17 protein-coding genes are annotated in these 14,705 nt (G+C 52.1%); 5 read left to right on the top strand and 12 right to left on the bottom strand.

The window, feature by feature from the left end; genetic code table 11:
• The first annotated feature begins 129 nt into the window (after positions 1-129).
• The 4 genes from ACO0K9_RS14125 to ACO0K9_RS14110 all read left to right on the top strand — a co-directional run bounded on the left by ACO0K9_RS14125 (position 130) and on the right by ACO0K9_RS14110 (position 2,783).
• A complete protein-coding gene (locus ACO0K9_RS14125) occupies positions 130-594 on the top strand; it encodes a cell division protein (RefSeq protein ID WP_422985936.1) in 465 nt (154 codons plus the stop codon).
• Positions 591-2,051, top strand: a complete 1,461-nt coding sequence (locus tag ACO0K9_RS14120; protein WP_422985934.1) for a TIGR01777 family oxidoreductase — start codon at positions 591-593, stop codon at positions 2,049-2,051. Before ACO0K9_RS14125 ends, ACO0K9_RS14120 begins: the two co-directional genes overlap by 4 nt.
• A gap of 22 nt (positions 2,052-2,073) precedes the next feature.
• Complete coding sequence (locus ACO0K9_RS14115) at positions 2,074-2,532, top strand: hypothetical protein (protein WP_422985932.1); 459 nt, start codon at positions 2,074-2,076, stop codon at positions 2,530-2,532.
• Positions 2,533-2,651: 119 nt separating this feature from the next.
• On the top strand, positions 2,652-2,783 hold the full coding sequence (locus ACO0K9_RS14110) for a hypothetical protein (protein ID WP_422985930.1): 132 nt from the start codon (positions 2,652-2,654) through the stop codon (positions 2,781-2,783).
• 92 nt (positions 2,784-2,875) lie between these two features.
• On the opposite strand, the gene ACO0K9_RS14105 is transcribed toward ACO0K9_RS14110, so the two are convergent.
• The 4 genes from ACO0K9_RS14105 to ACO0K9_RS14090 form a co-directional block, all read right to left on the bottom strand.
• Complete coding sequence (locus tag ACO0K9_RS14105; RefSeq protein WP_422985928.1) at positions 2,876-4,582, bottom strand: long-chain-fatty-acid--CoA ligase; 1,707 nt, start codon at positions 4,580-4,582, stop codon at positions 2,876-2,878.
• Positions 4,583-4,836: 254 nt separating this feature from the next.
• The gene (locus ACO0K9_RS14100; RefSeq protein ID WP_422985926.1) at positions 4,837-6,063 is read right to left on the bottom strand and encodes an acyl-CoA dehydrogenase; all 1,227 of its coding nucleotides are present in this window, start codon (positions 6,061-6,063) and stop codon (positions 4,837-4,839) included.
• A 62-nt stretch (positions 6,064-6,125) separates the two neighbouring features.
• On the bottom strand, positions 6,126-6,890 hold the full coding sequence (locus tag ACO0K9_RS14095) for an SDR family oxidoreductase (RefSeq protein WP_422985924.1): 765 nt from the start codon (positions 6,888-6,890) through the stop codon (positions 6,126-6,128).
• Between the two features lie 172 nt (positions 6,891-7,062).
• The gene (locus ACO0K9_RS14090) at positions 7,063-7,794 is read right to left on the bottom strand and encodes a histidine phosphatase family protein (protein WP_422985922.1); all 732 of its coding nucleotides are present in this window, start codon (positions 7,792-7,794) and stop codon (positions 7,063-7,065) included.
• A 101-nt stretch (positions 7,795-7,895) separates the two neighbouring features.
• Here ACO0K9_RS14090 and ACO0K9_RS14085 point away from each other — a divergent pair, with 101 nt between their 5' ends.
• Positions 7,896-8,807 carry a LysR family transcriptional regulator gene (locus ACO0K9_RS14085; RefSeq protein WP_422985920.1) on the top strand — a complete coding sequence of 304 codons (912 nt, stop codon included), beginning with the start codon at positions 7,896-7,898 and terminating at the stop codon, positions 8,805-8,807.
• 55 nt (positions 8,808-8,862) lie between these two features.
• On the opposite strand, the gene ACO0K9_RS14080 is transcribed toward ACO0K9_RS14085, so the two are convergent.
• The 8 genes from ACO0K9_RS14080 to rpsP form a co-directional block, all read right to left on the bottom strand.
• Positions 8,863-9,195 (bottom strand): DUF3579 domain-containing protein, encoded by a 333-nt coding sequence (locus ACO0K9_RS14080; protein ID WP_422985918.1) that lies wholly within the window; start codon positions 9,193-9,195, stop codon positions 8,863-8,865.
• A gap of 509 nt (positions 9,196-9,704) precedes the next feature.
• Complete coding sequence (locus tag ACO0K9_RS14075) at positions 9,705-10,277, bottom strand: GNAT family N-acetyltransferase (protein ID WP_422985916.1); 573 nt, start codon at positions 10,275-10,277, stop codon at positions 9,705-9,707.
• Positions 10,278-10,392: 115 nt separating this feature from the next.
• Positions 10,393-11,343, bottom strand: a complete 951-nt coding sequence (locus tag ACO0K9_RS14070) for a CobD/CbiB family protein (protein ID WP_422985914.1) — start codon at positions 11,341-11,343, stop codon at positions 10,393-10,395.
• Between the two features lie 118 nt (positions 11,344-11,461).
• Positions 11,462-12,130 carry a CoA pyrophosphatase gene (locus ACO0K9_RS14065; RefSeq protein ID WP_422985912.1) on the bottom strand — a complete coding sequence of 223 codons (669 nt, stop codon included), beginning with the start codon at positions 12,128-12,130 and terminating at the stop codon, positions 11,462-11,464.
• Positions 12,131-12,311: 181 nt separating this feature from the next.
• Positions 12,312-12,695 carry a 50S ribosomal protein L19 gene (gene rplS / locus ACO0K9_RS14060; RefSeq protein ID WP_186947495.1) on the bottom strand — a complete coding sequence of 128 codons (384 nt, stop codon included), beginning with the start codon at positions 12,693-12,695 and terminating at the stop codon, positions 12,312-12,314.
• 130 nt (positions 12,696-12,825) lie between these two features.
• The gene (trmD, locus tag ACO0K9_RS14055; RefSeq protein WP_422985910.1) at positions 12,826-13,572 is read right to left on the bottom strand and encodes a tRNA (guanosine(37)-N1)-methyltransferase TrmD; all 747 of its coding nucleotides are present in this window, start codon (positions 13,570-13,572) and stop codon (positions 12,826-12,828) included.
• A gap of 169 nt (positions 13,573-13,741) precedes the next feature.
• Positions 13,742-14,284 (bottom strand): ribosome maturation factor RimM, encoded by a 543-nt coding sequence (gene rimM, locus ACO0K9_RS14050; protein WP_422985908.1) that lies wholly within the window; start codon positions 14,282-14,284, stop codon positions 13,742-13,744.
• A gap of 11 nt (positions 14,285-14,295) precedes the next feature.
• Positions 14,296-14,544 carry a 30S ribosomal protein S16 gene (gene rpsP / locus ACO0K9_RS14045; RefSeq protein WP_186947492.1) on the bottom strand — a complete coding sequence of 83 codons (249 nt, stop codon included), beginning with the start codon at positions 14,542-14,544 and terminating at the stop codon, positions 14,296-14,298.
• Positions 14,545-14,705: the final 161 nt, after the last annotated feature.

Here is a 14,705-nt window from a genome sequence, read left to right as displayed (position 1 = left end):
GCGAGGATTGTACGCTATGGCTTGAGTTGAACGATATGTTAATGAATATGCCGCAAATGACTTGACAGGTCATGCTATATGATCTTTAATTTCTGTAATGACAGAAATTAAAGAAATGAAGGAAAAGAAATGCCACAGAAGCAACATCCCTTACTTAGAACCTGGTTGATACGCTGGCTGTATGCAGCAGCCATGGTCCATTTTGTGATTGGCGCCCTGCTCCCATGGATAGTGAACATAGGGCTGGTTGAGGCATATCACCAGCTCATCGAACGTCACTTCTGGCCGCAGGCCGCACCCGATGCGGCCCGCAATATGCAGGTCTGGTGGATGAGCCTGTTTGGCCCAACCGTGCAGACGGTCGGCTTGTGGATGGGTGCGCTGGTGTATCTGGGCAACCGGCACCGCAGTCGCTTTGCCTGGCTATGGCTGATGATAGGTATCCTGGTATGGGCACCGCAGGATATGCTGATTTCCATGCAGGCGGATATGCTGGTGAATGTCTGGGTTGATGCGTTTGCTGTATTGAGCATGATCCCGCCGCTGTTCATACTTTGGAAAATGGATGCTCCCGTCTCTGGAAGAAATCTATGAACACTCACCTCATTGCCCTGCAATTGATGGCCGCACAAGGCTTGCTTGGCGCATTCGATACTCTCTACCATCATGAGTTAACCGAGGCGCTGCCGCAACGCGCCAGTGCCCGCACAGAGTTGGGCATACATGCCACCCGCGCCCTCATCTACAGCTTGCTCTTCATGGGTTTGTCGGCATGGACATGTCATGGTGCCTGGGCCATCGTGTTGTTGCTGGTGTTTGGTGTGGAAATAGTCCTGACCTTGTGGGATTTTGTCATCGAAGACCAGACCCGCCTTTTGCCAGCCACTGAACGCGTGACGCATACCGTACTTGCAATCAATGGCGGTGCCTTTATCATCTTGTTGATATTGAATACTCCTGCATGGTTTGCCGCCCCTACACAAATGCTGTGGCAGCCGCAGGGCTGGCTCAGTGTGTTCCTGGCCCTGTGTGGTGTAGGTGTGGGCTTCTCTGGCATCCGCGACGGGCTGGCTGCACTGCGTCTGGGCAAGCTGGCTGACAAGGAAAAACAGGCATCCATCATCCATTTCAGCGAGAAATCAGAACAGGTTCTGGTCACTGGCGCCACCGGCTTTATCGGCAGCTTGCTGGTCAAAGCCCTGCTGGCCGATGGTCAGCAGGTGACCATACTCAGCCGCAATCCAAAACAGGCAAGCTGGAAGTTTGATGGCAAGGCCAGGGTCATTGCATCCATGCAGGAGCTACCTGCAAATCAGCGCATTGATGTCATCATCAATCTCGCTGGCGCACGCATACTGGGCTGGCGCTGGTCAGAAAAACGCAAGACAGAATTGCGCCGTAGTCGCACCGGTTTGACAAAAGAAATCACTGCGTGGATCAGTCGTGCAGAAAGCAAACCCAGGCTCTTGCTGGCAGCTTCAGCCATCGGCTATTACGGCATACAGGCCCCGGGTGACGACAAGGAATTGACCGAAAACGCAGCATCACAATCCATCTTCATGTCAGAACTGTGCCAGGAATGGGAGCAGGCCAACCAGGCTGCCAGCACTTACGGCGTCAAGGTCGCCAGGATGCGCTTCGGCGTTGTCCTGGGCCAGCAGGGTGCATTGGGCATGATGCTCCTGCCCATCAAGCTGGGTCTGGGTGGTGCGCTGGGTAGTGGCAAGCAATGGCAATCGTGGATACATGTACACGATGTATTGCGCGGCATTGCCCACCTGTGGCAGCATGAAGCCAGCCTGCCACCGGACAGTGCTTATAATTTCACCGCACCTGAAGTAGTCACGCAAAAACAGTTCAGCAGTATCGCCGCCAATGTCTTGCATCGCCCCAGCTTCTTCCCTACCCCTGGCTGGCCTATGCGCCTGATGCTGGGTGAGCAAGCTGATTTATTACTGGAAGGCCAGCGCGTGCTGCCAGCAAAATTATTGGAAGATGGTTTTGTATTTGATTACCCAGATTTGCGCAGCGCCCTGATAAACCTGGTCTAAACCGACTGATTAAGATGCGAAGATGCCTATGCCACGCAGAAGACAAATCAAATCGATAGCTGCAGGAATTGCGGATAGCTTTAACAGCCGCAATAATGATCTTGAAGGCTATTGGACCATAGGCAAGCTTTGCCGCTTTGCACATGCACATACTACTTCTTTGCTTGCACTGAATTTGCTCAATATCATCTGTGCTCCGGCAAACACAGAGTTCAATGCTGTAATGCATGACTATAAGGTGAAGTTGCGTGTCATCATGAACAAGCAAGGTATTCCAGAAGACTGGCTAAAGGCAGCAATAATAGAGATTGATTTTCAGCCTGACTATGAAGCATATTTGCACTATTTTCGTTCTGCACTGGGAAGCCCCTACACTGTCACTGCCAAATTGATGACGGACCAGGGAAAAATATACAGCGCCAGAACTGGCGGTAATTGCAAACCTCATGATCCGCTAAGGGAAACCCGACGAAGCGTTTAACTGTCATACGAGATACCCTCACTTGAAATTTGAGATTAAATCTCAATCTATTCTGCAAATTCACAGAGCAAGCCATGTTTTTCCTGCGCCATCCTCAGCCTGTAAGGCCAAGAAAAGCCGTGCCTGAACTACAAGTCAGTAGCCAGAACCAGGCAATAGATACCAAAACCATCGTGGTGGACCGCAGCAAAGAAGAATTGCGTACGCTGCAATTGTCGATGCAAGCCAAAGCGCCTGCTGACAGCAAGTAAAAGAAACAAAAATACTGCGGCTTCCCTCACAACGAAGAAAAGCCGCAGAAGCGCTCACAACACAAATGGAATGGATAGTTGAACTGATTGGCTTATGAAGCGGCCCCTTCCCGCTTCCTGGCCTCTTCTTCATATAATTCTTTCTTGGACAATTTGCCTACCGGGGTTTTCGGTAATTCAGCGCGAATGTCCATGGCTTGCGGCATTTCATGCTTGCCCAGTCTGTCTTTGAGGAAGTCTTTCAATTCATCAAAACTGAAGGCGGCCTGCCCTGCCTTGAGTTTGATAAAGGCCTTGGCAGCCTGCCCGCGATAAGCATCGGGGATGCCGATGACACTGACTTCGGCCACGGCTGGGTGTTCATAAATCGCTTCTTCGATATTGCGTGGATAGACGTTATAACCGCCTGACAAAATCATGTCCTTGGTACGATCAACGATGTACACAAAACCGTCTGCATCCATATACCCGACGTCGCCGGTGCGGAAGTACCCATCGGCAGTGAAAGCTTCACGAGTGGCGTCTGGCTTGTTCCAGTAGCCTTTCATGATATTCGCGCCGGCCACGCAGATTTCCCCGCGTTCACCCAAGGCTAATTCCTGACGTGGATCATCGATACTGACAAACTTGAAGCGTATGCCCGGTGTTGGCAAACCGCAAGAACCTGTCTTGCGCACGGCACCCAGTGGGGTAAAAGTGCCAGTGGGTGAAGTCTCGGTCATGCCCCAGCCTTCCAGCAGGGTACAGCCCGTCAATGCCTGGAATTGTTGCAGCACTTCTGTCGGCAAAGGGGCGCCGCCGGAATTACAGAACTTCAGTGCGCTGAGATCATATTCTTTGATTTGCGGATGATTGATGATGGCGGTGTACATGGTGGGCACGCCTGGGAATACAGTGATCTTCTTGTTCGCCAGATCCTTCACCACGGCATCGGTATCAAAGCGGGTATGCAAGACAATTTCTGCCCCCATGCGCAGGCCAAACAGCATGTCCACCGTCAATGCATAGATGTGGAATAGTGGCAGCACGGCCAGCAGTTTTTCTTTACCCTCTTCCAGCACACGGGGCTGGATATTGGTGGTTTCCATGATCTGGCTGCAAGCCGTGGTCAGGTTACCATGCGTGAGCATTGCGCCCTTGGGCAGGCCGGTAGTGCCCCCCGTGTATTGCAGGGTAGCGATGGTTTCCCTGGGGTCTATTGCCGGGATGGGGATGTAGTCGCCATCATTGCCCAGCAGCTTTGCAAACAGCAGATGCCGTGTATCGGCAGGGATGGTGCTGAGTTGGCCGGCCTTGTCCAGGTTCGCTTTGACAGCATCCGGGTAAGGCGTCATCTCCGGGATATTGCCGATGATGAGTTTTTGCAGGCGGGTATGGCCCAGCATCTTGGCCATTTGCGGATACAGCATGACCATGTCCAGCGTCACCAGCATGTCGGTATGGCTGTCGGCAATTTTATGCTCAAGCACTTTCTCGGCGTCCAGCGGTGAATAATTGACGACGGTGCCACCGGCCTGCAAGATGGCAAAAAAGCTGATGACGTAGTGCGGTGTATTCGGCAAATACAGGCCTACATGTACCCCAGACTTCACACCCAGTTGCTGGAAACCTTTGGTGGCTTGATTCACCAGCTTTTGCAATTCGGCATAGCTGGTTTTTTTCCCCATGAATTCCAGAGCGGGCAGGTCTGGCCATTTGGCGGCAGCATCATGCAGCAATTGCGGCACGCTGCTGATGGGCAGCTTGGCATCCCAATGCACGCCTGCGGGGTAAGATTTGATCCAGGGAGTGTCACGCATTTTTGTCTCTCTTTTTAAGTGGGACTTACGCAAAATCGCCCCAGCTGCGTTGTAGCGACCGTCAGTACAAACTTTGTACTAAAGTACTGTCTTCGTCGCTACGCCTTGCTGGGACAATTTTGCGTAAGTCCCGTTTAGAACCGCTTTAAAATGTCAGCCAACTGGGAAGTTAACGCAGGAAAAGCCCTGCCTCAAAAAAGAGGAAGAGCCAATCCGGAACTACCCGCAAATCGCACTTATGAAACTACAAGTATTTATTTTTTCTCCATATATTTTTTCAACTCCATCTTGCCTATCTGATTCCTGTGTACTTCATCCGGGCCATCGGCCAGACGCAAGGTACGGGCTTGTGCGTAGGAATATGCCAGGCCAAAATCGTCAGACACACCACCACCACCATGGGCCTGTATCGCCCAGTCGATGACCTGGCATGCCATGGTCGGCGCGGCTACCTTGATCATGGCGATTTCTTTGGCTGCGGCCTTGTTGCCGACGGTATCCATCATCTGTGCCGCATTCAGTACCAGGAAGCGCGCCTGGTCGATCAGGATACGGGCATTGGCAATACGTTCCAGTGTCACGCCCTGCTCTGCGACCCGTTTGCCAAAGGCTACGCGTGTCAAAGAGCGTTTGCACATATCTTCCAGTGCGCGTTCTGCCAGACCAATCAAACGCATGCAGTGATGGATGCGACCAGGTCCCAGGCGGCCCTGGGCAATTTCAAAACCACGGCCTTCACCCAGCAAGATATTGGATGCCGGTACCCGCACGTTTTCAAACAGGACTTCGCCATGGCCATGCGGTGCATCGTCATAACCAAATACCGGCAAGGCGCGCAGGATAGTCACGCCGGGCGTATCGCGCGGCACGATGATCATCGATTGCTGCTTGTGACGGTCGGGGTTGGCCGGGTCACTCTTGCCCATGAAGATGAATACTTTACAGCGCGGATCATTGGCACCAGAGGACCACCATTTGCGGCCATTGATGACATATTCATCGCCATCACGGACGATGGATGCTTCGATATTGGTGGCGTCAGAAGAGGCGACTGCCGGTTCTGTCATGGCGAAGCAGGAACGGATTTCACCACGCAATAAAGGCTTCAGCCATTGTTCCTGATGTTCTGGTGTGCCATAGCGGGCAAACACTTCCATATTGCCGGTGTCAGGTGCCGAGCAATTGAATACTTCGGGCGCCCAGACGGCGCGGCCCATGATTTCGCACAAGGGTGCATATTCCAGATTGGTCAGACCTGCGCCATGGCCAGATTCTGGCAGGAAGAGATTCCACAAACCGGCATCGCGGGCCTTGGCCTTCAGTTGCTCGACCACTTTGGTCGGTATCCAGGCATTGCCGGCCTTGCGGTTGGCAGCGATCTCACCAAAGAAAGTTTTTTCATTCGGGTAGACGTGCTCATCCATGAAGGCGATCAGGCGTGCCTGCAAATCTTTGACTTTGGGGCTGTATTGAAAATCCATGATGTATCCTTTATTAATATGCTTCTGTCAGGCTTGAAATTGATGCGTCATTCGGGCGGAAGCTAGCTGACCAGATACCCACCATCGACATTGATGCAGGTACCTGTGGTATAGCTCGACGCATTCGATGCCAGGTACAAGACCGTACCGGCCATTTCATCTGGTTCGGCAATGCGCTTCATCGGTATGCGGGTCAGTGCTTTTTCGAGGATGACGGGGTTGTGGAACAGGGCCGAGGCAAACTTGGTATCCGTCGCCCCCGGCAGCAAGGCGTTCACGCGCACACCCATGGACGCGCATTCCAGCGCAAAGGATTTGGTCATGGCGATGACTGCCGCCTTGGTGATGGAATAAATCCCCTGCATGGCACCTGGCACCACACCGTTGACGGACGCCACATTGATGATGCTGCCACCACCATGTTTTGCCATCAGTTTGGCACCGGCAGAAGACATGAAGAAGTAGCCGCGTATATTGACGTCCACCGTTTTTTGGAAAGCACCGACATCGGTCTCGGTGATATGCCCGAAATGCGGGTTGGTGGCTGCATTGTTGACCAAAATATCCAACCGGCCATGCGCGGCTGTAATGTCGGCAAACAGGGTATCAATCTGTGCCATTTCACCGATATGGCAGGCGCGTGCTTCTGCCTTGCCGCCAGCAGCGACTATCGCTGCCACCACGGCTTCGCAAGCTTCGGCCTTGCGGCTGGAAACGATGACATAGGCGCCGTTAGCAGCCAGGGTTTTGGCCACGGCTTCACCTATGCCACGGCTGGCACCGGTAACCAGTGCGACCTTGCCGGTTAAATCGAACATTGCTGTCATCTCTAATCTCTCTTGTTTTTTAGAACCTGTTTGCGATCTGTGGCGAGCGAGCGTCAGCGGGGTAAGGGTAACAAAAACGCAGCGCAAAAAGCGGAATGTACTTTGGTACATGAGCATTTTGAGCAGCGCATGAGCCCCGATCACGCTCGCGCTTAAGATCGCAGACAGGTTCTTATACGTAGGTAATTGCTTTTGGGTTATTCAACACTTCAAGATGCGAAAAATTATTCAGGTAAGCCAGCGCAGGGCGCAATACGCCTTCTGCTGTCGGCTGCAAATGAAAACGCGTCACGGCACTGTTTACCAGCGACCAGTTGAGTTCGGCAAAGCGCGGGTCTGGAAAGCCCAGCACATGCTGGCATAGCGCCGAGATAGTGCCGCCAGAAGTGAACACGACAATGTTTTTGGCGTCATCAGCAATCGCCAGTTGTTTGTGCATGGCAGCGACACAACGCTGGCGAAATGCATTCCAGCTTTCCACATACTCGGCATCATGCTCACCCGACATCCAGCGGCTGATGGCCTGGGCAAAAATGTCCTGGAAGGCTTGTTTGCCATTCGGCGTATTCATGAGGAAATGCTTGACTGCTGCCGGATCATCAAAAGCAGGTACATGCCGCGCCAGGACTTCATGGTGGTTGTATTCGTTGAAACCGGCATCGCTATGCCAGCCAGAAGTGTCCAGTGCATCAAGGTCTTGTTGCCGCATTTCTGCGATACAGGCTTGCGCGGTTTGCTGATGCCGCTTCAGGGTCCCGGTGACCACCCGCGATACCTGCATGTCGCGCGCTGCCCACCAGCGCCCCAGATGCCGTGCCTGCTGTTCGCCCAGTTCAGACAATTGATCATAGTTCTGGCTGCCGAATGAAGCCTGCCCGTGCCTGACCAGATATAAAGCTGCCATTACTTCCTCTATCAATAAACTTCAGTAAAACAATGAACAAAGTGTATGCCCGCGACTATAATTGATCAAATGAATAGTTATTATCTGAATTAATTAATCTCATGCATTTATCTCGCGTCGACTTGAACTTGTTCACCGTCTTTGTTGCCATCTATACCGAAGGCAGCGTGACCCGTGCCAGCCAGCAACTGAACCTGACGCAACCAGCCATCAGCCATGCCTTGAACCGCCTGCGGCAATTGTTCAATGACCCACTGTTTGTCCGCCAGGGCCAGGCCATGGTATCGACGCCACTGGCGCGCAGCATCATAGAACCGGTACGGCAAGCCCTGCGCGGGCTGGAAGTGACACTGACCGAGAATGACAAGTTTGACCCGGCGCTGGCCAGCAAGCAGTTCAACCTGGCCTTGCGCGATGTATTGGAATCCACTGCCCTGCCGCCGCTGATGGAAAGCATTACCCGGCAGGCACCACAAATCAATCTGGCTGCGATACAGGTGGAAAGGCGGGAACTGGTCAGTGAACTGGCGGCAGGTAGCCTGGATCTGGCGATTGATATGCTGTTGCCACTACCGAACGAGATACACCGCCAGAAGGTGGTGCAAGGCAATACCGTCGTGCTGGCAAGACGCAATCACCCTGTCATCCAGGACAAGCTGGATCTGGACAGTTATATGCAGGCAGAACACATACTGGCCAGTTCACGTCGCAAGGGCATGGGTCTGGAAGATTTTGAACTGAGCCGCCTGGGTCTGCAAAGACGCATACGCCTGCGCTGCCAGCATTATTTCGCGGCCTGCAGGGTGGTCAGCCAGACCGATTTGTTGCTGACCATGCCGGAAGGTTATGCGCGTATTGCGAATGAACAGTTTGGTAACCAGATATTCCCGCTACCGGTTGCCATGCCTTCATGGGATGTGTACTTGTACTGGCACCAGAATGTGGAAAATGATCCGGCCAATCGCTGGCTAAGACAGCAAGTGATAGCGGCATTTCAGAACCAGACGGTTTGATCAGACGGTTAGAAACGCGCTGGCCCCGCATGGCTGAATTCAGATGGAAGGCGATTTATTTGCCGGTTTTTGGCTCGTCTGGCAGCAGGCAGGCATCGATAATTTGCAAATCATTATCTTTGGCAAAACTGACGACGAAATGATACGCCAGTGGTTCGATTTCACGTATGGCTTCGTTCACCACAACAGAACGCACGCCGTTCAGCAAGATAGGACGGACATACGGCGAATATTGCAGATGGGAGTGGCGGCCACCGTCGGGGCTGAAGCAGGACATGGCTCCACACAGGCGTTCTGCCCAGTCACTGGGGCGAAATTGCTTCCCATCGCTGGTTATGCCCTGGATGAAAAACTCGCGGACTTGTTGCGTTTTTTTGGTATCTGCCATGTGCTTGGCTTGCGATAAAGCAAGAGTGAATAAAGCTCAACATCATTATGTGATACCAAGCTTTCAAAATACTTCCATATTATATCTTATAGAAGACTTGAATCAAAATCGCCGGGTAGATATATTATGAGCCTTTGCAAAATCCGTTCCAGCATGTGAATGCTGACATGGTAATTGAGCCACTATAGTTCATTTTGAACCAGAGTAAAGATAGACATTTCCATATCACCCTCATGTGAACACAGACAGGCTACAGAGTGATGACTTGCGTTCTTCCCGCATGATGCTGCTTGAATTTTTTACAAACACCTTCTGACCGGCAGCAATCACTTGCTCAGCAATGCTTGTCTTTTCAGCACTTTTGGCAGGGGAAACACTTATATTCTTGGTGACATGGCGGGCAGTGTGATGTGCTGCCGTATGGGTAGCGGTAGTCGTAGTAGTAGTGGTAGCTGAGGTGCTGGTAGTAACAAGCGCTTGCCTACAGCCGCCCTCTCCTGACATGAAAATTAACTCTCGATAATGATCTGATACGGTAACGCCGGCCATTCCTGCGGTACCAAAGAATAAATCGATGCCGCTGCCGGCAAGCCACCTACCATCAAACGATTGCGGGCCGTGCATTCATGCAGGGCACCCAGTTTTCTGGCGACTTGCATGCTGAGTTCATTGCCTTCGGCCACCACGATCTCTATACGATTGAAACCCAGTTGTTTAAATCCGGCTTCAACCAGTATGCGTGCCACGCGGGTGGCAATGCCCTGCCCCTGCTTCGATTGCCTGATCCAGTAACCAAGGTTACAGTAGTTGTGCATCTTGCTGATCAGATTCAAGCCACAGGCACCCAGCAGTTCCTTGCCGTCTTCGGTAAAAATCCCGAATTCATAGGCAGTGCCTTCTGTGCGGCCAAGCTTGCAGACTTCAAACCATTCATGCGTGGCTTCTATCGTAAATCCGGCATGGCACCATGACATCCAGCGCCCGACGGTAGGAACGGATTCCAGCACCGTGGCAGTAAATTGTTCTGCATCCTGCGTTTCAAAGGCACGCAGGCAAATACCGGGGGCGATAATTTTTTTCATGTGATCAGCAGGCAGTTTTCATATCAGGACTGCGGCTGCGCAGATACGGCAACCAGCACATCACGTATGCAAGAAGAAAAAAGCTGGCCGCACTATGCATGGCCAGCTTTTTTATTTATACCCAGGCGGCAAAAGATAGCAGCACCAGCAGCAACATCCATAGCAGCAAGGCGCGCCAGACCAGGCCGACGGCGCTTTGCAAAGCTCTGGGTGAGGCTTCAGCACCGGGCTGGCTTTCCAGTTCCAGGCTATCGACATCGACGGCGCTGGCATCGGCCTGCAAGACCATGGCTTTTTCTTCCGGCTCACCCAGGCGCACGCCCAGGGCACCACCACCGGCGGAGAGGATGATGCCCACTGCTTCGTCTGACCAGCGGTCGGCATAGTTACGCCAGGAATACACGGCATCTTCAAAATTGCCGACAACCGCAAATGCGACCGCCGTCAGGCGCGCAGGTATCCAGTCTATCCAGTAAAACACCTGGGCCGCATAAACACCGAATTCTTCATTCTTCATGTGTTCGGGTTCATTCCATGCGCGCGACAGGTATTCGGCCACTCGGTACATGACGGCGCAGGCCGGACCGACTGGCATCAGGAACCAGAAAAACACGCCAAACACATTACGATGGCTGGCGATCAGCGAACGTTCTACCGCCAGTCTGGAAATTTCAGATACCTCCAGGCCGGTGGTGTCCAGATGCGTCCATTCAGCCAGATAACGGCGGGCAGCCTCTTCATCGCCTGAACTCAGGGCCAGTTGTATCGACGTGAAATAGTGGCTGTAGCGGCGAAAACCCAGGGTCAGGTAGACGATGATCACATTCCAGATCAGGGCCGCGATGGGGTTGAGGCGATGGCATAGCCAGTAGATCAGTGCCGTAGGTACCGTCAGCAAGCCAACAATGACCCACCAGCCCAGGCGACCATGCTTGACTTTACCCGCATTGAACGAAGCCTCGATTTTTTCAGCCAGCGTCTGGATTTGCGTATAGATAGGGTTATCTGCACGCAAGGGCTTGAGCTGCTCAATCAACAGAGCTAACAGAATCGAAATAAAGGTCATAATTGACTGGATTGATGTTGCAGCACCCGGCTGCAAACAATGAATTTGCAAATGCGGCAAGTGTAAACCGATTTGCCCAGATTATGAAGCTTTGTTCTACAGAGCAAGAATTTTGCTGTCATGCGCGCAAAAAATGAAACAGGTTGCGCAGCATTCCGGCAGTGGCACCCCAGATGAAATGCTGTTCATAAGGCATGGAATAAAACTGCCTTTGGCCGCCACCATCGGGTAATTCGAACAGGCGGCGCTGATGGTGCTGGCCATCCATCAGGAAAGCCAGTGGCACTTCGAAAATGGAGGCGACTTCGGTAGGGTCCGCCCGCAGCTCAAACCCGGGGTCCACCAACGATACCACGGGGCTGACGCGGTAACCGGTGCCAGTATGATAATCCGGCAAATGGCCCAGCACATCAACATAGCGACGCTGCAGGCCAACTTCTTCTTCGGCTTCACGCAGGGCGGTTTCTACCGGATTGATGTCTTCTTCTTCGAAACGCCCACCAGGGAAGCTGATCTGGCCAGGATGATGGTTCAGATTGGCCGCACGCTCGGTCAGTAGCAGGGTCAGGCCGCTCTTGCGGGTGACGATGGGTATCAGTACCGACGCCGGGCGGAAAGGCAACTTCCTGGACAGGGAATGTTCATCATTGATTTCTGGCGTCCACGGAGGAGGCTGGGCAAAACGTTCACGTAGCCAACCCGGGCACAAGCGGCTGACAGGCACCGCCGGCTCGGCAGCCACGGACAGGATGGGCAGGGATTCAGGATTCAGAAAAATGTTGCTCACGATGAAAAAGTCTGCGACCAGATCGGCCCGGAATTGCCGAAGCAATACCGGGAATCAAACCAAACCGGACACTATTTTGCCCGTTCAGGTTCATTAGGGTGTGTTGATCTAGAAAATTTTTAAAAATACAATAAAAAAAGGATGCCTGAGCATCCTTTTTTTGATACGGCAATAACAGATATTACTCTGCTTTTGCAGCAACAACCTTACGTGCTGGCAATTTCTCTTTAATACGAGCAGATTTACCAGAGCGTTCACGCAGGTAGTACAACTTGGCGCGACGTACGTCACCGCGACGTTTCACTTCGATAGAAGCGATCAGTGGGGAATACAACTGGAATGTACGCTCAACGCCTTCGCCGGAAGAAATCTTACGGACGATGAAGTTGGAATTCAAACCACGGTTACGACGGGAGATCACAACGCCTTCGTAAGCCTGTGCACGTTTGCGTGTACCTTCAACAACGTTGACGCTCACTACAACTGTGTCACCTGGCGCAAAGTCAGGGATGTTCTTGCCGAGGCGAGCAATTTCTTCTTGCTCTAATTTTTGGATCAGATCCATTTTTTACTCCTATGACCATCTTGCCGACGCTGCAAAATCTGGTTCTGACTGATGCCCGGTAGAGGATGGGGTTTAACATGTGAATCAATTGATTCACGCTTAAAGATTCCAGCCCTGAGACTGAAAAATACTACAAACTGCTTAAAAACTTTTCGTCGACCTTGCTCAACAAACCGGCAGCACGGGCTGCGCTGATCAAATCCGGGCGTTTCAGCTGACTGGCTTGCAGTGCACGCTGACGACGCCATTTTTCGATCTCGGCATGGTTGCCGCCCAACAGCACGGCAGGCACGGCTTCGTCTTCAAATACTTCTGGCCTGGTGTAATGCGGGCAATCCAGCAAACCATTGACAAAACTGTCCTGCACTGCCGACGCCTCATCATGCAAGACCCCGGGGATTTGCCGTATAACGGCATCCATCAGGGCCATGGCTGGCAATTCACCGCCAGACAGCACAAAATCACCGAGACTGATTTCTTCGTCAACATAATTGTCGAGCAAACGCTGATCAACGGCTTCATATCTGCCACACAACAAGACCAGACCCGCAGCTTCAGACAATTGCATGACCTTTTGATGGGTCAGCGGTTTGCCTTGAGGCGACAGATAAATGACTTTGGGTAATACCTGCGCTGTGACAGCCTGGCGCTGCTTTGCCGCGTCAATTGCCGACTGCAAAGGTTTTGCCATCATCACCATGCCGGGGCCACCACCATAAGGCCGGTCATCCACGGTACGATGTTTGTCTGTGGTGAAATCACGTGGATTCCACAGCTTCAATTCGCATTTTTGTTGCTCGAACGCCCGTCTGGTCACACCTGATTGGGTAATGGCAGCAAACATTTCGGGAAACAGCGTAATGACATTAAACTGCATGGCTATGCCTTCTGAGAACCTATTTACGATCCTACTGCGCGAGCGTGATCGGGGCTCATGTGCTGCTCAAAATGCTCATGTACTCAAGTACATTCCGCTTTCTGCGCTGCTCTTCACCCCGCTGACGCACGCTCGCTACAGATCGTAAACAGGTTCTGAATTCATCACCTTAATAATCACTACCCCAGTCGACCTGGATTTTGCCTGTCTTTTGATCCACTTCCTTGACGAAAGTCTCTACAAAAGGAATCAGGCGTTCGTGTTTCGACAGTTCATTCTCAGGCACATCCGCTGCCGCCACCCGTAAAATCGGATGTGCACCGTTGTCCATCAAATCCCTGACGACACCTAAATTTTCACCCTGAAGATTGTCTACCTGCAAACCTATCAGATCGAGCCAATAGAATTCACCGGACCCCAAAGCAGGAAAATGCTTGCGAGAGATTTGTACAGTCGCGCCTTTCAGTGCTTCTGCGGCATTTCTGTCAGGCACACCTACCAGCCGCGCAACCACGTCTTCACCATGGATTTTGACTTCCATGCGATCGACATCACGCAACTCGGGCTTATCCAACCACCAGGTCTTTGCTGACAGCATTGCATCAGCATCAGCAGAATAAGGACGTATCCTTACCCAGCCATGAATACCAAATGCTCCCGAGATATAGCCCACCAGGACCAGATCATCAGGAACATGAACTTCAGCAGACATCAAAGCGGCTATTAAGCTGCTGCTTTGGAGGATGCTACCAAACGAGCTACTGCTGGCGACAATTGCGCGCCAACACCTTGCCAGTATGCCAGGCGATCTGCTGCTACACGTACTGTTTCGGCATTACCAGTTGCTACAGGATTGTAGAAACCGATACGCTCGATAAAGCGACCATCGCGACGATTACGGGAATCAGTTGCAACGATGTTGTAAAAAGGGCGCTTTTTTGCGCCACCACGAGCTAAACGAATAACGACCATAATATTTCCAAAAAATGTCTGAACGCGGAAAAAGCTGTAGATTATAGCCTGTTTCTTAAGCAAGTCGCAAGGACTACCTTACTTTTCCCTTGCGCAAATGCATTTTCATTGATCAGCGTGACTATTCCGACACATCAGGGCGGCTTGACATACAATCACAG

It is taken from the genome of Undibacterium sp. Ji50W (genome assembly GCF_049340445.1).
GTDB lineage: Bacteria > Pseudomonadota > Gammaproteobacteria > Burkholderiales > Burkholderiaceae_D > Undibacterium.
Note: the sequence above shows the minus strand (reverse complement) of the source record. Positions and strands in the feature narration are given on the sequence as shown.

Excerpts from the sequence above, each read along its gene's own strand:
- ACO0K9_RS14080 (WP_422985918.1), bottom strand. The coding sequence starts at position 9,195 with ATGGCAGATACCAAAAAAACGCAACAAGTCCGCGAGTTTTTCATCCAG.
- ACO0K9_RS14115 (WP_422985932.1), top strand. The coding sequence starts at position 2,074 with ATGCCTATGCCACGCAGAAGACAAATCAAATCGATAGCTGCAGGAATT.
- ACO0K9_RS14070 (WP_422985914.1), bottom strand. The coding sequence starts at position 11,343 with ATGACCTTTATTTCGATTCTGTTAGCTCTGTTGATTGAGCAGCTCAAG.
- rpsP (WP_186947492.1), bottom strand. The coding sequence starts at position 14,544 with ATGGTCGTTATTCGTTTAGCTCGTGGTGGCGCAAAAAAGCGCCCTTTT.
- ACO0K9_RS14100 (WP_422985926.1), bottom strand. The coding sequence starts at position 6,063 with ATGGATTTTCAATACAGCCCCAAAGTCAAAGATTTGCAGGCACGCCTG.
- rimM (WP_422985908.1), bottom strand. The coding sequence starts at position 14,284 with ATGTCTGCTGAAGTTCATGTTCCTGATGATCTGGTCCTGGTGGGCTAT.
- rplS (WP_186947495.1), bottom strand. The coding sequence starts at position 12,695 with ATGGATCTGATCCAAAAATTAGAGCAAGAAGAAATTGCTCGCCTCGGC.
- ACO0K9_RS14125 (WP_422985936.1), top strand. The coding sequence starts at position 130 with ATGCCACAGAAGCAACATCCCTTACTTAGAACCTGGTTGATACGCTGG.
- ACO0K9_RS14105 (WP_422985928.1), bottom strand. The coding sequence starts at position 4,582 with ATGCGTGACACTCCCTGGATCAAATCTTACCCCGCAGGCGTGCATTGG.
- ACO0K9_RS14075 (WP_422985916.1), bottom strand. The coding sequence starts at position 10,277 with ATGAAAAAAATTATCGCCCCCGGTATTTGCCTGCGTGCCTTTGAAACG.
- ACO0K9_RS14090 (WP_422985922.1), bottom strand. The coding sequence starts at position 7,794 with ATGGCAGCTTTATATCTGGTCAGGCACGGGCAGGCTTCATTCGGCAGC.
- trmD (WP_422985910.1), bottom strand. The coding sequence starts at position 13,572 with ATGCAGTTTAATGTCATTACGCTGTTTCCCGAAATGTTTGCTGCCATT.
- ACO0K9_RS14120 (WP_422985934.1), top strand. The coding sequence starts at position 591 with ATGAACACTCACCTCATTGCCCTGCAATTGATGGCCGCACAAGGCTTG.
- ACO0K9_RS14085 (WP_422985920.1), top strand. The coding sequence starts at position 7,896 with ATGCATTTATCTCGCGTCGACTTGAACTTGTTCACCGTCTTTGTTGCC.
- ACO0K9_RS14095 (WP_422985924.1), bottom strand. The coding sequence starts at position 6,890 with ATGACAGCAATGTTCGATTTAACCGGCAAGGTCGCACTGGTTACCGGT.